The 18231-nt window shown below is 37.8% G+C and carries 18 protein-coding genes and 2 pseudogenes; 17 read left to right on the plus strand and 3 right to left on the minus strand.

Annotation, left to right across the window (positions count from 1 at the left end):
• From A2003_RS12450 to A2003_RS12465, 4 genes and pseudogenes are all read left to right on the plus strand, one after another.
• Window positions 1–892: serine hydrolase domain-containing protein (locus tag A2003_RS12450; protein ID WP_286687443.1), on the plus strand; the 892-nt coding region annotated here is incomplete at its 5' end.
• Window positions 893–1258: 366 nt separating this feature from the next.
• A pseudogene (locus A2003_RS12455) lies at window positions 1259–2247 on the plus strand (metalloendopeptidase CpaA); the annotation flags it as partial.
• A gap of 63 nt (window positions 2248–2310) precedes the next feature.
• Window positions 2311–3473 (plus strand): IS3 family transposase gene (locus tag A2003_RS12460; protein WP_286687444.1). Its coding sequence is split into 2 segments (ribosomal slippage): window positions 2311–2557 and window positions 2557–3473, totalling 1164 coding nucleotides; the frame shifts between segments, so codons are not numbered across the junction.
• 18 nt (window positions 3474–3491) lie between these two features.
• Window positions 3492–3794: pseudogene (locus A2003_RS12465) on the plus strand (MFS transporter); the annotation flags it as partial.
• A 40-nt stretch (window positions 3795–3834) separates the two neighbouring features.
• On the opposite strand, the gene A2003_RS12470 reads toward A2003_RS12465, so the two are convergent.
• Both A2003_RS12470 and A2003_RS12475 read right to left on the minus strand, forming a co-directional pair.
• Window positions 3835–4428, minus strand: a complete 594-nt coding sequence (locus tag A2003_RS12470; RefSeq protein WP_286687445.1) for a Maf family protein — start codon at window positions 4426–4428, stop codon at window positions 3835–3837.
• Window positions 4428–4811 carry a DUF2237 family protein gene (locus A2003_RS12475; RefSeq protein ID WP_004911941.1) on the minus strand — a complete coding sequence of 128 codons (384 nt, stop codon included), beginning with the start codon at window positions 4809–4811 and terminating at the stop codon, window positions 4428–4430. Before A2003_RS12475 ends, A2003_RS12470 begins: the two co-directional genes overlap by 1 nt.
• A gap of 139 nt (window positions 4812–4950) precedes the next feature.
• On the opposite strand from A2003_RS12475, the gene A2003_RS12480 reads away from it, so the two are divergent.
• Together A2003_RS12480 and A2003_RS12485 are read left to right on the plus strand one after the other, a co-directional pair.
• Complete coding sequence (locus A2003_RS12480; RefSeq protein ID WP_004911938.1) at window positions 4951–6138, plus strand: phosphoglycerate kinase; 1188 nt, start codon at window positions 4951–4953, stop codon at window positions 6136–6138.
• A 154-nt stretch (window positions 6139–6292) separates the two neighbouring features.
• The gene (locus A2003_RS12485) at window positions 6293–6535 is read left to right on the plus strand and encodes a hypothetical protein (RefSeq protein WP_112987061.1); all 243 of its coding nucleotides are present in this window, start codon (window positions 6293–6295) and stop codon (window positions 6533–6535) included.
• Window positions 6536–6584: 49 nt separating this feature from the next.
• Here A2003_RS12485 and A2003_RS12490 read toward each other — a convergent pair whose 3' ends face one another.
• Window positions 6585–6968, minus strand: coding sequence for a hypothetical protein (locus tag A2003_RS12490; RefSeq protein WP_004911933.1), 384 nt, complete (start codon window positions 6966–6968; stop codon window positions 6585–6587).
• Between the two features lie 195 nt (window positions 6969–7163).
• Here A2003_RS12490 and A2003_RS12495 point away from each other — a divergent pair, with 195 nt between their 5' ends.
• The 11 genes from A2003_RS12495 to A2003_RS12545 form a co-directional block, all read left to right on the plus strand.
• Window positions 7164–7742: a nitroreductase family protein gene (locus A2003_RS12495; RefSeq protein ID WP_004962686.1), complete on the plus strand. Its 579-nt coding sequence runs from the start codon at window positions 7164–7166 to the stop codon at window positions 7740–7742.
• Window positions 7743–7793: 51 nt separating this feature from the next.
• Window positions 7794–8867 (plus strand): NAD(P)H-dependent glycerol-3-phosphate dehydrogenase, encoded by a 1074-nt coding sequence (locus A2003_RS12500; protein WP_004954899.1) that lies wholly within the window; start codon window positions 7794–7796, stop codon window positions 8865–8867.
• A gap of 56 nt (window positions 8868–8923) precedes the next feature.
• Window positions 8924–9379, plus strand: a complete 456-nt coding sequence (gene sixA, locus A2003_RS12505) for a phosphohistidine phosphatase SixA (protein ID WP_004911924.1) — start codon at window positions 8924–8926, stop codon at window positions 9377–9379.
• 44 nt (window positions 9380–9423) lie between these two features.
• Window positions 9424–10563 (plus strand): type II secretion system protein GspL, encoded by a 1140-nt coding sequence (gspL, locus tag A2003_RS12510; RefSeq protein ID WP_004962679.1) that lies wholly within the window; start codon window positions 9424–9426, stop codon window positions 10561–10563.
• Window positions 10563–11042, plus strand: coding sequence for a type II secretion system protein M (locus A2003_RS12515; protein WP_004911921.1), 480 nt, complete (start codon window positions 10563–10565; stop codon window positions 11040–11042). The genes gspL and A2003_RS12515 overlap by 1 nt, the downstream gene beginning before the upstream one ends.
• 250 nt (window positions 11043–11292) lie before the next feature.
• Window positions 11293–12300 (plus strand): quinone-dependent dihydroorotate dehydrogenase, encoded by a 1008-nt coding sequence (locus A2003_RS12520; RefSeq protein WP_004911919.1) that lies wholly within the window; start codon window positions 11293–11295, stop codon window positions 12298–12300.
• 1 nt (window position 12301) lies between these two features.
• Entirely contained in the window at window positions 12302–12895 is a 594-nt protein-coding gene (locus tag A2003_RS12525; RefSeq protein WP_004911917.1) for a CvpA family protein, read from the plus strand.
• 40 nt (window positions 12896–12935) lie between these two features.
• Window positions 12936–14474 (plus strand): amidophosphoribosyltransferase, encoded by a 1539-nt coding sequence (gene purF, locus A2003_RS12530; protein ID WP_004962671.1) that lies wholly within the window; start codon window positions 12936–12938, stop codon window positions 14472–14474.
• 104 nt (window positions 14475–14578) lie between these two features.
• Window positions 14579–16468, plus strand: coding sequence for a M48 family metalloprotease (locus A2003_RS12535; protein ID WP_005402427.1), 1890 nt, complete (start codon window positions 14579–14581; stop codon window positions 16466–16468).
• A 124-nt stretch (window positions 16469–16592) separates the two neighbouring features.
• Window positions 16593–17393: an undecaprenyl-diphosphate phosphatase gene (locus A2003_RS12540; RefSeq protein WP_004911912.1), complete on the plus strand. Its 801-nt coding sequence runs from the start codon at window positions 16593–16595 to the stop codon at window positions 17391–17393.
• Between the two features lie 103 nt (window positions 17394–17496).
• Window positions 17497–18231 (plus strand): PaaX family transcriptional regulator C-terminal domain-containing protein (locus A2003_RS12545; protein WP_286687446.1); only part of this gene is annotated, 735 nt, incomplete at its 3' end.

The raw sequence follows: 18231 nt of genomic DNA on the forward strand, positions 1-18231 counted from the left end.
CCTTTCACATCAAACTGGTTTATTTGATATTCGTAATCTCATCGAGACCGCAACAGAAATGCTCGATTGGCAACATATGTTAGATGTTGTAGCTGCTGCGACACCGAGATTTGCAGCAGGACAAAGTTATGCTTATCAACCATTAACCTATGGATGGATTCTTGGTGGTGTAATAGAGAAAGCAGCCAAGCAACCTTTAAGTTGGTTGATGCAACGTTATCTAGTCCAACCTCTTGAATTAGATGGTGCTTATTTTGGAACTCCGACTAGTGAATTAAGTCGAGTGGCTCGCTTATTGGAAAGACCGAAACCTGTAACATCAGCTAAACCTCATTCCAAAAAAGACAAGCAACCACGTAAAGCCTCATTGTCTGAAAAATTATTAGAATTATCTGGTCAAAGTCCGCAAGATTTTCAGGATGCCATGATTCCAAAAGGTATGCGGAATTTTAGTTTTTATAGTGATGAAGGATTGCAAGCTGTTATTCCAGCAGCAAATGGCGTATTCACAGCGAATAGCCTTGCTAGACTGTATGCAATGCTTGCAAATAAAGGACAATGGAATAATCAGCAACTGATTCGCCCAGATGTATTTGAGCAGTTAAGTACAGTTCAAACCACTTCACGAGATCGTGTTATGCCAATTCCGATGCACTGGCGTTTAGGTTATCATCGTATTTTGACGATGGGTAAACGTGCACCACATGGCTTTGGACATGTCGGCTTTAATGGTTCTGGTGCTTGGTGTGATTCAGATCGAGAGCTTAGTTTTGCTTATACACATAATTTTAATATTACCTCCGCAACAGGAGATTATCGTTTGTGGGGGCTAAGTCAAGAAGCTTTACGCTGTGCAGATGCAGTGATTAAAGGAAGAAAAGGGTGGTTTTAACCACCCTTTTTTTATTATTAGAACATTAAGCTGCTTCTAGTTTCTCTTAGAAAACAACTCATTTTCAATCATAAAGTATGGCTGCTTATAATTAATAATTGTTAAATAAAACTTAATAAATAACTGCATCGTGTGCGCTATTAGACATTGTTTTTATGATTTTAGATTTAGTCCTAATTAATCAAGTTAAGCTTGCAATAATTGTAGGTTTTTGAAGTAAATTTGAACGTATATGCAAAAAATATAAAAATATATTCAAAATAAGTTTATGATATATATATTTATATAGTGAAAAATAAACTTTATTGATGTGGTTGGTTTTTGATATTGTTAATCGTGCAGAAAAAACACAAAAAGGATTATTATATGAAATTTGGATTAAAAGCGATCTGTTTTGCTGGGGTGATAGCTGCTTCTGCTGTGTATGCATCAACAATTTTATCTCCAAATCAGATTAACAATACAGGTAATATCCCAAGCGGATACAGTGACTTAACTTTTGTATTGCCGAATGGAAATTGGGTAAAAAATGTTTATTTGCCGACGACTGCTAACCATCTTGATAAAGTGACGATTCAATCAAGTGCAGCTTATAAAAGTTATTTAGATACATCGAATACCAATTTGCCGATTGAAGTATTAGAAATCCAAAGTGGTGATAGTTTTCAATTTGTATACGATGCAAACTTAAAGAAGTGGTTAGTCCAGCTCAACACAGTTAGCCCAGTGAGTGGTTCACAATATGAGCAAGTTGCACTCTCAACAGCAAAAATTCAGCATGTGCTTATTGCTGATGGTAAGTGGGCAGGCACAGTTGCATTACCTTCGAACGTAAATAATGGCACTTTGGTTCAAATTACTTCAACTGCTGGCTATCCATCACAGTTAGCAAAAGATAATTTACTTTTCCCGAGCAGTTTTAACTTAAATAAAGGCACTGAATATTGGTTTAAGTACAATTCAGCATTACAAAAGTGGGTGCCTGAATATATTAAATCATTGAAATTAAATGTGAAGAATATTGGTAGTTCGCTTAGTAGTGTAACCGCACCATTAACTGAAGTAAGTTTTGGTGATGCAAATTGGGTTCCAAACTTCACGCTACCATCAACTGCAAATGATCGAGATCGTGTAGTCATTAAGTCCTCAGCGACTTGGTCAGCAAAAATCGCAAATACTCATGTAAATACTGCAGCTACCTTAACTTTGAAAAAAGAGGATCAGTAGAATTTATGTACGTAAGTGATCGTGCGCACTGGGTATTAATGTCATCTCCGATCAAAACAATCGATGCAAATACAACTATTCCTTCAATTTTACCTAGTATGAGTGAGCCAACTTTAAAGGTAAAAATTGAATAGCCACTAATTTTGTAGACACCTTTTAGTTAGATAAAATGGCTAATTAACGAGGTGCTTATGAGCAGTAAACGATACCCTGAAGAATTCAAAATTGAAGCAGTAAAACAAATCACTGAGAAAGGTTATAGTGTTGCTGATGTCGCAGCGCATTTAGGTACGACTACACATAGTTTGTATGCCTGGATTAAACGTTATGATCCACAGCAGCCCAAGATAATAGAATCTAATGATCCAAGCGCAGAATTAGCAAAGTTAAAAAAAGAACTGCAACGGGTTACTGAAGAAAGGGACATATTAAAAAAGGCCGCGGTGTACTTCGCAAGCCAGTCCAAATGAGGTACGCCTTTATTCAGGACAATCAGCACATATGGCCTGTTCGTCGTTTATGTTCAACGTTAGATGTTCATCACAGTGGTTATTACGCATGGTTAAAGCAACCCACCAGTAAAACTGCAAGGAAACGGCAACAGCTTTCAGGACTGATTAAACAGTTCTGGCTGGAATCTGGCGGAGTCTATGGCTATCGCAAAATTCACTGTGATTTGAAAGATGTTGGTGAAAGTTGCGGGATCAATCGAGTACATCGGCTGATGAAAGCAGATGGTCTTAAATCACAGCGTGGTTATCGTAAGCCTAGAGCTTACGCTGGTACTCCGGCTGTCATTGCCGCAAACAGCTTAAATCGACAGTTTAATCCAACTGAGCCGAACCAATTATGGGTGACGGACATTACCTATATCCGTACACATGAAGGGTGGTTATATCTTGCGGTGGTGATTGACCTTTTTTCACGTCTTGTTGTTGGCTGGTCTATGAAATCAAGAATCACGACAGATCTGGTTTTAGATGCGTTATTGATGGCTTTGTGGCGGAGAAATCCAAAGAACAAAGTCCTAATCCATTCTCTTGCGAAGCTACGCTTCTCAGGTAGCCAATATACCAGTCATGAATGGCAGACATTTCTCAGGCATCATAATCTTGAAAGTAGTATGAGTCGTAGAGGCAATTGTCATGACAATGCTGTTGCAGAAAGCTTCTTCCAGCTATTAAAGCGGGAACGAATTAAAAAGAGAATCTATGCAACTAGAACTGAAGCAAGATCCGATATCTTTGAATATATTGAGATGTTCTATAATTCAAAACGCAGACATGGTTCCAATGGTCAGCGTTCTCCATTAGATTATGAAAAGGCCAATCAAAAGATGGTTATGTGTGTCTAGAATTTTGGTGGCTATTCAGGTGCAGGTCTAGGCATTGCCTTTTTCGGTTTGATGTTGTCATGGTTCTACGCAAACTCGATTATGCTACCAACTAATGTACCGCATAGCATGATTGAACAGGTGAGCAGTTCGATTGGTGAGGCAGTTCAAGCTGCAAAGCAATTAGATCCCACGCTTGCTCATCATGTAATTACAGCTGCGAAGCAGGCATTCAGTCAATCGCATCGTTCAGTATTGTATGTCGCTGCTTTATTGTTTTTGATTTTATCGATTTTTATTTTGTTTACATTGCCAAAGAAAGTAATCGCAATTGATGAGTAGCAATCACCCTTATCCAAAGCAAGCTTGGATAAGGGAACTCTTAAGGAACATTGATTCTAAACTCTCGTAATATCTTACAAAGTTGAATCATTGGTAGTCCCATTAAAGTGGTTTGATCATCACCAATCATTTTTTCAAATAGGCTGATACCCAAGCTTTCACATTTAAAACTACCAGCGCAATTTAAAGGCTGATCAATTTCAATATACCGTTTTATTTCGTTTAATGTGAGCTCTCGAAATTTAACTTGATAATGTTCAACTAGTGTCGTCTCAAAACCTGAATCTAGGTGTTGAACACTAAGCGCCGTACTGAAAAAAACAGTTTTTCCTGAGTTTAATTGGAGCTGTTGAATTGCATTTTCAATTGATAGCGGCTTGCCAATAAAATCAGAAGGGGTATGTTCACGCCATGCGACTTGATCAGAACCAATCACAATCGCATTGGGATGTTGCTGTGAAATAACTTTTGCTTTTTCATAAGCTAAACGTTTTGCTAAATCATCAGCATTAAGTTCATCTTTAGCCGATTCATCAATATCTGGTGAAATGCAACGATAATCCAAGCGTAAACGATCCATTAAATCTTTACGTGTTTGGCTGCTTGATGCCAATATTAATTCAATATTGCTCATCAAACTGCGTATTCCACTAAAACATTCAGTGGTACGTAATGTAGAACGGCATTGTGGCAGGCATTTAACTTAATAGGTGGAGCATGCCCAGCTTGATAAGCTTCAACCCAACGAGTCACACATATACACCAAAAATCACCAGGTTTTAGCCCAGGAAAGCCTACTTCAGGTAATGGTGTAATTAAATCATTACCAACTTTTTGAGAGAAGTTCAAAAAATCTGAGGTCATTTGAGCACACATGGTATGTTGACCTAGATCGGTGATCGCCGTGTGGCAGAAACCATTGCGAAAATATCCAGTTATCGGATCGTAACAGCAACTCGCTAAAGGCTCACCAAGTACATTTAAACGATTAATTTTAGGATCTGGATGTATAGACATAATATGTATATAGATTTAATGACGATGTTTATCATAATCAAAAGTGACGCTTTCGCCAGCTTTTCTGCAAAAAACTCACCTTTATTTTTGAGAATCATTTAAAATTGTGCCGTTTTTAAAATCAACTAGAGAGCCATCCATGAATTTTCAGCGCATGACTGACCTTGATTTAGCAGGTAAACGTGTTCTTATTCGTGAAGACTTAAACGTACCTGTAAAAAATGGGGAAATTACCAGCGATGCACGTTTACGTGCTGCATTGCCAACCATCAAAGCGGCTGTAGAAAAAGGCGCAGCAGTTATGGTGTTTTCTCATCTTGGTCGTCCTGTAGAGGGTGAGCCAAAACCAGAACAATCTCTTGCACCTGTAGCAGCGTATTTAACGAAAGCTTTAGGTCAAGAAGTAAAATTATTTACTGATTACTTAGATGGTGTGGAAGTTGCTGCGGGTCAAGTTGTTTTGCTTGAAAACGTGCGTTTCAACCATGGTGAAAAGAAAAATAACGAAGAGCTTGCAAAAAAATATGCAGCGCTTTGTGATGTATTTGTTATGGATGCATTTGGTACGGCACACCGTGCTGAAGCATCAACTGAGGGTGCAGCACGTTTTGCTCCAATCGCAGCAGCAGGACCTTTATTAGCGGCTGAATTAGACGCTTTAGGTCGTGCAATGCAAACACCAGAAAAACCAATGGTTGCAATTGTTGCTGGTTCTAAAGTTTCAACTAAATTAGATGTATTGAACTCACTTTCTACAATCTGCGATCAATTAATCGTAGGTGGTGGTATTGCGAATACTTTCCTTGCAGCAGCGGGCTTCAATGTAGGTAAATCACTTTACGAAGCTGATTTGGTAGAAACTGCAAAACAAATCGCTGCTAAAGTAAGCGTTCCATTACCAACGGATGTTGTTGTTGCTGATGCAAGTCAAATTGATTTTGGTGACTTCCTAGGTTCTTTAGCAAATGCACAAGCAATTGTTAAAAAAGTAGAAGATGTTGCTGATACTGACATGATTTTAGATGTTGGTCCTGAAACAGCGAAAGCATTTGCTGAGATCTTAAAAACATCTAAAACAATCCTTTGGAATGGTCCAGTAGGTGTGTTTGAGGTAGATCAGTTTGGTGAAGGTACTAAAGCGCTTTCATTAGCAATAGCTGAATCTGCAGGTTTTTCAATTGCGGGCGGTGGTGACACACTTGCTGCGATTGATAAATACGAAGTTGCAGATCAAATCGGTTATATCTCGACAGGTGGTGGAGCTTTCTTAGAGTTTGTGGAAGGTAAAACTTTACCAGCTGTTGCCGTTTTACTTGAGCGTGCATAGTTGTTACTAATCTTTTGATTTATATACAAAGATAGAAAAGAAGAGCCGATGTAAATCGGCTCTTTTACTTTTATATTACAAATCAGTCATAAAACTGTCACATATTTGAAATATGCTTGTCATCAACTTAACCAAGTAACTGTGGAAAGCCGTGATGAAATTTAAATTAACTCTTGCCGCTTTAATTATTGCTCCAATCATGTTAACTGCATGTTCAAAAAAAGAAGAAGCGAACAACGCTGAACAGCAAGAACAAGCAGCTTCAACTGTATCTACACAGACTACTCCAGAACAACAAGCTGCGATTGATGCAATCGACAAACCGAATTTAGATGAGAAAAATACTGATGTTGTAGAAAGTGCAGCATCAGAAGTTGCAGCGAGCGAAGTTCAATAAGCTCCTCGCTAATAAATAAAGCCGATGTGATGACATCGGCTTTATTTATTTAAGTATTTGCTTTGCAGTAGAAGGTCAATGTTGTTTGATAATCATCATCTTTGGCTAAAGAGGCATTCTTGCCTGTTAACGTACCAATTACGCCGGCAGCGGCTTCAACTAATCTTCCAGTTTCCTCATCCACAACATCTTTTAATACACCTTGATATGCAGTTTTTTCGTCCACAACAACAGGGCTAGTATTTCGCGTACAGGTCTTTTGAGCTGCGCTAATCGCATTATTTTTAGAGATTAGGTTGGTTTTACCAATCCCAGTGACTTCATATTGATTATTTTCTTTTTGTATTGCCAAAGTGTTGGTTGGGGTAGATGCACAAGCTGTTAAACCGATTGCCAAGCCGCCAATTAAACTCATTACTAATGCTTTATTCATTGCTTATTCTCAGGTCGTTAGATAGTTGTATTATTTGAACATATAATTTTTGAACGCTTTTGCAGGTTATGTACAGTTTGTAGTGAGGCTCTGTTAAATTTCTCAAATTGATGATTAAGCAGGGATTAGACGTGGTGGAAAATAGTGAGATTATGCTAATCTAGCAAAATCCATGTGTTAGTTAGATTCATTTAAATGACGGACTCAAATATAGAGACAATTCATCAAAATATTCATCAACGTCAATCTATTGGGCAATTAATTGAGCCAGCACCAAATACACAACAACTTGAAAAAGCAGTGCAAGCTGCACTTACTGCTCCTGACCATCATCGTTTGAAGCCTACTAGATTTGTTGTAGTGACACCTGAATTACGTGCCGCTTTTGGCGAGCATTTAGCTAAAGCTTTAGCTGATTTAGGTGAAACTGATTCAGCTCAGTTAGAGCGTGTAAAGCAGCATCCTTTTCGTGCACCGTTATTAGTATTAGCATTAACAACTATCCAAGATCATCCAAAAGTTCCGCATTTTGAACAGATTCTTAGTACTGGTGCTGCTGTTCAAAACTTCTTACTCTCTTTGCAAGCGCAAGGTTTTGCTACGATGTGGCGATCTGGTGCTGTCGTGGAGTCTACATGGCTCAAGCATCAATTAGGTTTAAACGACCAAGACCTTATTTCGGGTATTATTTATATTGGAACTGCTGCTAAAGCGATTGCTCCACGCGCAGAGATTGCTACTCAAGATTTCTTAAAAAATTGGCAAGCAAGCTAACTTTTAGATTGAATGATGAACTAAACGAATAAATGAATTTCAGGATAAAAAATGGCAGAGTTAAAATTTAGTGATTTAGTTGAACCAGTTGCAGTAGATCAAAAAACAGCATTAAGAATTACCGTGTTAGGTGGTGGCAGCTTTGGTACAGCAATGGCGAATTTGGCTGTACGTAATGGTTGTGACACGATGATTTGGATTCGTGATGCAGCTGCAGCTGAAGAGATCAACCAAACACATATTAATAAACGTTATTTACCTGATTACACCTTAGAAACGGGTTTGCGTGCGGTTTCTGATTTGGAAGTGGCTGTGCGAGATCGCGATATTATTTTGGTCGCGATTCCAAGTCATTCATTCCGAGATGTGCTCAAGCAAATCGCACCATTTATCACAGCTCAAGCGGTTGTTTCGCTTACGAAAGGAATTGAAGCAAAAACTTTTAGTTTCATGAGTGACATTATTCGCGCAGAGTTGCCTGAAGTACCTTATGGGGTTTTATCAGGGCCAAATTTGGCAAAAGAGATTATGGCGGGTATGCCATCTGGTACGGTGATTGCGAGCGAATCAGAACTAGTGCGATATGCGGTTCAGCATGCATTACACAGTGCGCTATTTCGTGTATTTGGTAGCGATGATGTACATGGTGTTGAGCTGGGCGGTGCATTGAAAAATATTTACGCAGTCGCAATGGGGATGGGGGCTGCTTATAATATTGGTGAAAATACTAAGAGTATGATTTTAACTCGTGCTTTAGCAGAAATGAGTCGTTTTGCTGTCAAGCAAGGTGCTAATCCATTGACGTTCTTAGGACTGTCAGGTGTTGGAGATTTGTTTGCAACTTGCAATAGTCCATTGAGCCGTAATTATCAAATTGGTTATGCACTTGGTTCTGGAAAAACACTTGATGAAGCAACTAAAGCATTAGGTCAGACTGCTGAAGGGATTAACACGATTGTACAAGTGCGTGCCAAAGCTCAAGAATTAGATGTATACATGCCAATTACCAATGCATTGTATGAAGTTATTTTTGAGAATGCACCGCCGATGACAATTGCGCTTTCTCTAATGAAAAATGGTCATCGCAGTGATGTTGAATTTGTTTTGCCTCACCATGAAGTCTAATCAAAAAAATGTCATCATATTTGGTTAAACTCAAGCATTAATAATAAGGTATTTATATGCAATTAACATTAGTACGACATGGTGAAGCGTCTCCTGCGATTAATGGTGATGATATGCAACGTCCTCTGACAGAGCGTGGACATCAGCAAGCTGAAGAAACAGGAAACTTCTTAAAAGATATTATTCAGCCAGAAATTTTTGTAGTTAGTCCATTGCTACGTGCACAAGAAACTTTGGCACATATCAAAGCGCATTTTGAGGGTGTTCCTGTTTTAATTTGCGATAAAATTAAACCAGATGATGATGCTAAAGATGCGATAGAATGGCTATCAAAATTATCATATGAATCAATTGCAGTTGTATGCCATATGAATGTAGTAGGGCATATTGCGGAGCAATTAACGCATGAGAATTTTAATCCATTTGCATTAGCTGAAGCTCGAATTTATGATCAGACAGTGATTGCAAATGGCTTATCAACACAGAAAAAAAGTTTTACGCCAACAATATAAAATCTTATATCCTATATTTGGATGAAAAAGGGTACTAAACACCGATGCTGTATTTATGGATGCCTGAAACCAATGGAACATGGTATTGGTCGACTGGAGAAAATTGGTTACAGGCCAACAGCCTAGAACAATTAATTCAAGACTTACATGAGCACAACGGAAAAGAAGCCGTCGTTTATTTTCCAAGTCGAAATGCTCAATTAATGCAGCAAACTATGACGAAGTTGCATTTCAAGCAATTAGGTCAAGAAGGCGTTAAGTATTTGCTTGAAGAGTTTGTTACGCTTCCGATTGATCAAATGAAAATAGTACATCATTTTCAAAATGATCAACTCAGTGTGCTCGGTGTTGCTCAATCTACTATTGAAACTTGGCAACATGCTTTAAGCCTATTACCAATACAAATTATCGCTTTTTTACCTGATTTTTTAATATTGCCAGAACCTGAGCCGAATCAAATCATCATTGCAAATTTGTACGGTAATCTACTTGCAAGAGAAAATGAATGGTCAGGTAATTCAATAGATGATTTGGCACTATTCTTAGAATTTCAAAATCCTGCTACTGAATACAAATTTGCAAATTTAAGTCCTACACAATTGGACTGTTTAGCTGCAGCATCAACACAAGATCAAGTAACAGAATTTAGTTATCAATTTCATAGCCTAAATCGTCCTAAGCAACATCCATTGAATGTCTTGCCAAAAGCAAAAAATAAAGAAGTTGAATGGTCAGGTTACTGGAAAGCTGCTGCATATGTATTGGTTGCAGTCATTTGTGTTCAGTTAGTTTATGATGGTTTACGTTGGTCTAAATTAAAACGCGTTGCTGATCAAACTGCGGTTCAGGCGATTGATCAATATAAATATTGGTTTGGTGAAAATAGTCGAGTAAATGAGCAAAATATTAAAAGTCAGTTTGAAAGCCAGTTAAGAATGAGTCAGCTTGGAGATACACAGGCTTTATCTTTATTGAGCCGAGTTGGTCCTATTCTTATGCAAAAGCAAATTGTGGCTCAGCAAGTGAGTTATGATGCATCTGTGTTAGCGATGTCGCTCAAGGCAAAATCAGCGGATGATCTTCAGGGCTTAGCGCAACAATTAAATCAACAAGGATTTCAGGCTGAACTTGGTAATGTTCAAGCTGATACAGTCGGCGCAATTGGCTTGGTTAAGATTAAATAATGAAAGCATTGAATAATATACAAAACCGTATTGATCAAAATATTGAAAGATTAAATCACTATCTTCAAGGACTATCGGTTCGTGAACGAGTCATGGTTGTTTTTACAGCAGTGTTTTTAACTGTCGTCATTATAGGTTTTGCATTGTGGAAAATGCATTCTCTTGCCGATCAGCAGCAAAATCGTTTAAATGAGCTGAAAGATTTAACGGTTTGGATGCAAAGTAACGCAGCAACAATGAAACCAGCAAATGATCTGGATCTTTCTCCTGCAGATAAGATACAGCGTACTGCTCAGCAACAGGGTTTAGCAGTATCATCACAACAAAATGGCGATCAAATACAATTGATTGCAGAACATCAAAATTATGCGGTACTTGCGAATTTCTTGATGCAACTCTCTCAAATGGGTTTAAGTATTCAAAAAATGGATATGATTTCTACCAATAATCAGATCAAATTAACGGCAACGGTGCAATAAATCATTTCTAATTTCTAGATATTTATTTTTACTAAAAATTGAGATATGCCAGCATTTAGCTTTTTTAAAGGCTTTTACATTAAGTACAGCCATATTTTTAAATCTAGATTTTTCCAATTACTGTTTTAAGTATTGATTCAAGGCGCATTAAAGCAACGACTCTACAAAATAAGCGCCTGTCAAGCATGGTGTTTTGTTTAGCCTAAGCCTATAATACGCATACTTGAAAAATCAGTAGACTGTGATTGGTATGTTATATTCATTGGCCCGCCCTCTGTTGTTTACTTTAGCACCAGAGCGTGCACATGAACTCACACTTTCTATGCTCGACAAAGCTTATAAGCTAGGTTTTATGCATCAAAAAGTTGCAAATAAACCTGTAACTTGTATGGGAATTGAATTTCCAAATCCAGTAGGTTTAGCTGCTGGTTTAGATAAGAACGGTGCACACATTGATGCATTGGCAGCACTAGGTTTTGGTTTTATTGAAATTGGTACAATCACACCACGACCTCAAGCAGGAAATCCTCAACCACGTTTATTCCGTATTCCAGAAGCCAAAGCAATTATTAACCGTATGGGATTTAATAATGATGGGGTGGACAAGCTTGTTGAGAATGTCAAAGCTTCAAAATTCAAAGGTATTCTAGGCATTAATATCGGTAAAAATGCGGATACCCCTGTCGAAGATGCAGTATCAGATTATCTAATTTGTTTAGAAAAAGTTTATAACTACGCATCATACATCACTGTGAATATTTCATCTCCAAATACAAAAAACTTACGCAGTTTGCAAAGTGGCGATGCGTTAACAGAGTTGTTACAAACATTGAAAGATAGACAACTAGAACTTGCTGAACAATATAATCATTATGTTCCTTTGGTTCTTAAAGTTGCACCAGATTTAACGATTGAAGATATTAATTTTATTTCTACACAATTACTGAAATTTAAAATTGATGGGTTAATTGTAACCAACACTACGCTTGGAAGAGAAGGTGTTGAAAATCTCCTGAATGGAAATGAAGCTGGTGGATTATCAGGTGCACCAGTGTTTGAAAAAAGTACTGAATGTTTACGCCAATTTTCTAAGATCCTAGATGGGCGTATGCCTTTAATAGGTGTTGGTGGAATCGTTTCTGGTGATCAAGCCGTTATTAAACAGCAAGCTGGCGCAAGCTTAATACAAGTCTACAGTGGATTGATTTATACAGGTCCAACACTTGTTAAAGATTGTGTTGATGCGATGACAGTGTGAAATGAACACGCTTGATATCATTATTCTGATCATTTTGCTCATTGGAGGGCTAAACGGTTTGCGTCAAGGATTTATCAAAGCCTTTGCGAACTTGATCGGATGGATATTTGCATTGATCATTGGGGCAAAATACGCAGTCATACTGGCACCTGCCATGAGCAGTTTAAGCCAAGACCCTGTAGTGCAAAAAATTGCAGCATTTGCATTTATTGTGCTCATCATTGTTGTCTGTACATGGGTTATTACCGCGCTTTTAAATGGTCTCTTGAAAAGTTTGAAATTGGGCCCATTAAATCGTTTAGCAGGTGGTGCTTTTGGTTCTTTAAAAGGTCTACTTATTGTTTTGATTGCCATGCAAGGTGTGGGACCATGGGTTGACAGCTCTCCGCATTGGAAGCAATCAAAATTTGTACAAATCTTATTGCCATATGCTCCTTTAGCGACAGAGTTGTCTAAAGATGCTGCAAATCAAGCGATACACGAAATGACATCTGAAGGTGCTTTGTTACATCGCCCTTCTTCAGAAATGGACGAATCGGAGCGTGCTTCCACAGAGCAAGCTGCTGATCATTCGACAAAAAACCCTTTTTATTAAGTGGGGTTGAACCCCATTCCAAGCTTGTCGCGAGGTTATTATGTGTGGAGTTGTTGGGATAGCCGGTAAATCACCAGTGAACCAAATGTTATTTGATGCCTTGACGATGTTACAACATCGCGGACAAGATGCAGCAGGTATAGTAACTTGTCATCAAGGGCGTTTATTCCTCCGCAAAGATAATGGTATGGTACGTGATGTATTCCATACTCGTCATATGCGAGCTTTACTTGGCAACTATGGTATTGGGCATGTGCGTTACCCTACAGCAGGCTCTTCAAGTAGTGCAGAAGCTCAACCATTTTATGTAAATTCACCATATGGTATTACCCTTGCTCACAATGGTAACTTAACCAATGCGGCAGAAATTCATGATGACTTGTTCAAAACAGATCTGCGTCATATGAATACTGATTCTGACTCAGAGGTTTTACTTAACGTATTTGCTCATGAATTACAGAAAATTGGTACTTTAAATCCAACACCTGATGATATTTTTCATACAGTTACTCGCGTACATGAGCGTTGTAAAGGTGCTTATGGCGTTGTAGCGATGATTACTGGACATGGATTAGTTGGTTTCCGTGATCCAAATGGTATTCGTCCTTTAGTTTATGGTTCTCGTGAAACTGATCAAGGCGTTGAATATATTATTGCCTCTGAGTCAGTTGCAATCACCGCGCTTGGCTTTAAAGTAGAGCGTGATATTGCACCTGGTGAAGCGGTCTTCATCAACTCTGATGGTCAGTTGTTTACTAAACAATGTGCAGCAAATCCAGAATACCGTCCATGTATTTTTGAATATGTTTATTTTGCACGACCAGATGCAACGATTGATGGGATTTCAGTCTATAAATCTCGTTTAAAAATGGGCGAGAAGCTAGCCTATAAAATCTTGAAAGAATGGGGCGAGCAACACGATATTGATGTAGTTATTCCGATTCCTGATACAAGCCGTACATCTGCTTTAGAACTTGCTAATATTTTAGGTGTGAAGTTCCGTGAAGGTTTTATGAAAAACCGTTATATCGGGCGTACCTTCATTATGCCAGGACAACAGCAGCGTAAGAAATCAGTTCGTCAAAAGTTGAACCCTGTTGAACTAGAATTTAAAGATAAGAATGTATTACTTGTTGATGACTCGATTGTTCGTGGTACAACCTGTAATGAAATTATCCAAATGGCTCGTGATTCTGGTGCGAAAAAAGTGTTTTTTGCATCGGCTGCACCTATGGTCAAATATCCAAATGTCTATGGTATTGATATGCCAGCAAAATCTGAATTGATTGCTTCAGATCGTACTGTAGAAGAGATTCGTGAGATTATTGGCGCTGATCGTCTAATTTTCCAAGATTTGGAAGATTTGAAAAATGCAGTTCGCACAAGTAAAGTTCCGCATCTCAGAGAGTTCGATTGTTCTGTATTTGATGGTGTATACGTTGCTGGCGGGATTGATAGTGATTATTTGATTAATCTTGAACAAAAACGTAATGATAGTGCGAAGAAAAAAGCTGATGGCTATATAGATGTGAACATTGATGCTGCTTCAGTGGATTTAACTGGTATTCGAGAAGAGTAAAATTACTTTAATATCGAGAAAAGCGGGAATTTCCCGCTTTTTTATTTTATGATACTCAAGGCATAAAGCCTCTTACCCAAACAATGTAATAAGGAAAATTTACATTGAAAGAAATGAGCCATTATTTAATTGAAAATAAGAATATTGCTTGGTCAGTAAGCTTTTGTATTCTTGCAATGTTACTTACATTATTTATTCTCAATTGGATTTTGGGTTTAGTTGTTCATTTCTTTGATTATACTCAGCCGATTTGGTGGCATTTTTTAAGTCCTTATTTTATTTGTTTATTATTTTTAGTATTAGTATGGTCAGTCGGTGCTGAACTGTATGTCCTGCGTGAGGGTGGACACTCTCTAGCAAAGCAATTAAAAGCACGTCGATTGGTTTTTGATGAAAGTACTCCTGAAGAAAATACTGCTCTGAGAGTTGTTGAACAAGTTGCAAAAAGTTTTTCGATAGATACACCTGCAGTGTATGTGCTGCCAGATGAGATTGGCGTAAATGCGCTAACAGCTGGTTTTAAGTCGCAAGATATCGCAATTATTTTGACGTGGGGTGCATTACAGAACTTGGATGAGCTTGAGCTATATGGATTGCTGAGTTATGAGTTTAATCAAATTCTATCAGGCGAAGCTGTTGAAAACACGAAGTTAAAAATCTTATACAGTGGTCTAACAACATTTAGTCAGTGGGGCAGTAAATTAGCTCAAGCGGGATACAGCCCGTATGCCACATTATATAGAAATAAATTTGAAACTATTTTTGTCGCAATTGGTGGTGTGATTTGGTTGATTGGGAGTTGGGGTATTTTAATTACCCGTCTAATCAAATATTTAACTCTAAGTGGACGTACATTTAGAAATGATCTGAAGACCATGAAACTAATGAATAATAATGCCAACGTTCAAACATTGTTGCGTATTTATGTTCATCACTCAGGTTCACAAATTCATAGTGCATATTCAGAATCAATTTCTCATATGTGTTTTGCAAACTCATTAAGTCCACAAAGCTGGATGAATATTCATCCAAGTATTAAAGATCGAATCTTTGAATTAAATCCAACATTATTGCAAGACCTACAATTAGAAAACCTGAGAAAATTGCGTAATCGTCCTTTATTTAGTCTGTTTCGTTCTTTAGAAGAAGAGCTGACAGATATGACAGTTCCTTGGAGTTCACCTCAGCCTTTACCTTTACTTAGATTGTCACCCATTAGTTTTGCCTTAAATGATGCAATTAAACCACTCAATCCAGAGCTTCGAAAAAATAAAAAACGTCCTGAGCTGATTCAGCGTGCGATGCAAACAGCTACGGGTTCTAGAGAAGTCATGGTTGCGATTTTAATGATTCGTCAATATCGTGAATTTATTCCACAAGAAGCGGCAGTGAGTCATGCAATCGTAGATGCGTTACTCAATTTAGATGGTCGTATCCATGTTCAGATTTTTCATGATGCTTGTAAAAACATTGGGCACATGCCGACAAGTATTGCACGTCAGTTTCTCACTAAGCTTGCTTGTATTATTCAAGAAGATGGAGAGGTTGGTTTATTAGATGCGTTGCTTTTAGAGAAAGTGAAGCATGAATTGAATTTGATGCCAGCCCATCTGCCTACAGCATTTGAAGATGTAAAATCACAAATTGTTCATTTAATTGATGCGCTGTTGCACGTCCAGCAAATCAATAGTCCAAACCAATTAGAAGTTCGTGAACGAATTTTACAGCAAATTTTGACAGTTGAAGAAATGCAAGTTTATGCGGATATTTCTGATGAACCTTTAGATCTAGCGGAAATTCTAAATGATGTTTCAGGTTTGCTATTACGAGATCGACTCAATATCTTGGCAATTGCAGAAAGATGCTTATGGAGTGATCGCATCATCACTCAAGATGAATTAGATGTTTTGGAACTTTTATATTGGCGCTTGGGTTTTGATACTCAGGATGTTGTTGAACAAATGCTGAAGAAAAATAGTTTGATGATTATTTGATGCTGCTATCAAAAATTGACTATTTATTTGATCAAAGGTTACGTGACAAACACATAATTTGGTCTGATTTCAGAGTAAGCTTGCCATTTATTTTTATTTTGTATTGTGTGTTTTTGAGTAAGTTATGGAACATATTGAAATTTTAAAAGCTTTGTTTCTAGGTTTTATTGAGGGTCTCACCGAATTTCTACCGATTTCAAGTACAGGACATTTAATCCTGTTCGGTCATTTAATTGATTTCCATTCAGATGATGGTCGAGTATTTGAAGTCGTTATTCAGCTAGGTGCAATTTTGGCGGTATGTTGGTTATATCGCCAAAAAATCTTTAATTTACTCAAAGGTTTTTTTAGTGGTGATGCAGAGGCTCGACACTTTGCATTTAGTGTTTTGATTGCATTTTTCCCTGCTGTGATTATTGGGGTTTTCGCTGTTGATTTCATTAAGAGTGTGCTTTTTAGTCCTTTAGTGGTCGCGATTGCCCTAATCGTTGGTGGTCTTATTATTTTCTGGGTTGAAGCAAAGAATTTTGATCATAAAACAACTGAAGCGACAAAAATCACCTATAAACAGGCGTTATTAGTGGGTTGTGCGCAATGTGTGGCGATGATTCCAGGAACATCTCGTTCAGGTGCAACCATTGTTGGTGGTATGTTTGCAGGCTTATCGCGTAAAGCAGCAACAGAGTTTTCTTTCTTCTTGGCGATGCCAACGATGTTAGGTGCTGCGACATTTGATTTAATTCGTAATGCTGATGTTCTCACACAAGACAATATGCTGAATATTGGTGTTGGTTTTGTTGCTGCGTTTATTTCTGCATTGTTGGTGGTTAGTGCTTTAGTTAAATTTGTTGAACGTCATACTTTGCGTGTATTTGCTTGGTACCGCATTGTTTTGGGTGTAATTTTACTTTTCGTATTCTTATAAATATAAATCAGCCTCTTTTTTTTGATTAGAAAAGAGGCTTTTTTTACTAATTTTTGGATCGTATTTTTTATATTCACTAGTGATGTATCGGTTAAAACATACTATGACAATAGCAAAACTGAATGCCCGTGATTTGATTGTTGATCTCCTTTTGGGGTTACAAGGACGAGAAATTTCAATCAAGCAGATCATCATTGCAGCTCGACTTTTTGAGATTAGTGAAAATAGCATCAGGGTTGCTGTAACTCGATTATCGAGTGAAGGAATCATTGAGGCGATTGAGCGCGGTGTCTATCAGTTTACCAATCAGTCACGTGAGTGGGCTGATGTGATGTTAAATCGAAAAAATGGTCTTAAACAAACCAAACCATGGAATCAGCAATTTATCGGTGTATTTACAGGGGCTTTGGGAAGAGTCGATCGAACGGCTTTGCATAGAAGAGAACGCGCTTTGAAACATTTGGGATTCAAAGAGTTAGAGCAAGGCATTTATATTCGCCCAGACAATTTAGCAATATCTTTTGAGCAGCTTGTTACTGAACTACATGCTACGGGTCTGGAGCAAACTGCAAAAGTGTGTGGGATCCAGTTTTTCGATGCTCAAACTATAAAAATAATAACTGAACTATGGTCCACCAAGACATTAAATCAAAATTATCAAAAATACGCTCAAATGATTGAACAATGGTTAGAAACAGCGAATGAGTTGGATTTAGATATCGCAACGAAAGAATCTTTATTACTTGGTCGGCAAACAATTTCACAATTAATGAATGATCCATTGTTACCAGAAGATTTTGTTGACGTAAAATTACGCGATCAATTTGCTCAAAGTGTT

This window comes from Acinetobacter sp. GWC1_38_13 (genome assembly GCF_001767535.1).
Taxonomy (GTDB): Bacteria; Pseudomonadota; Gammaproteobacteria; order Pseudomonadales; family Moraxellaceae; genus Acinetobacter; species Acinetobacter junii.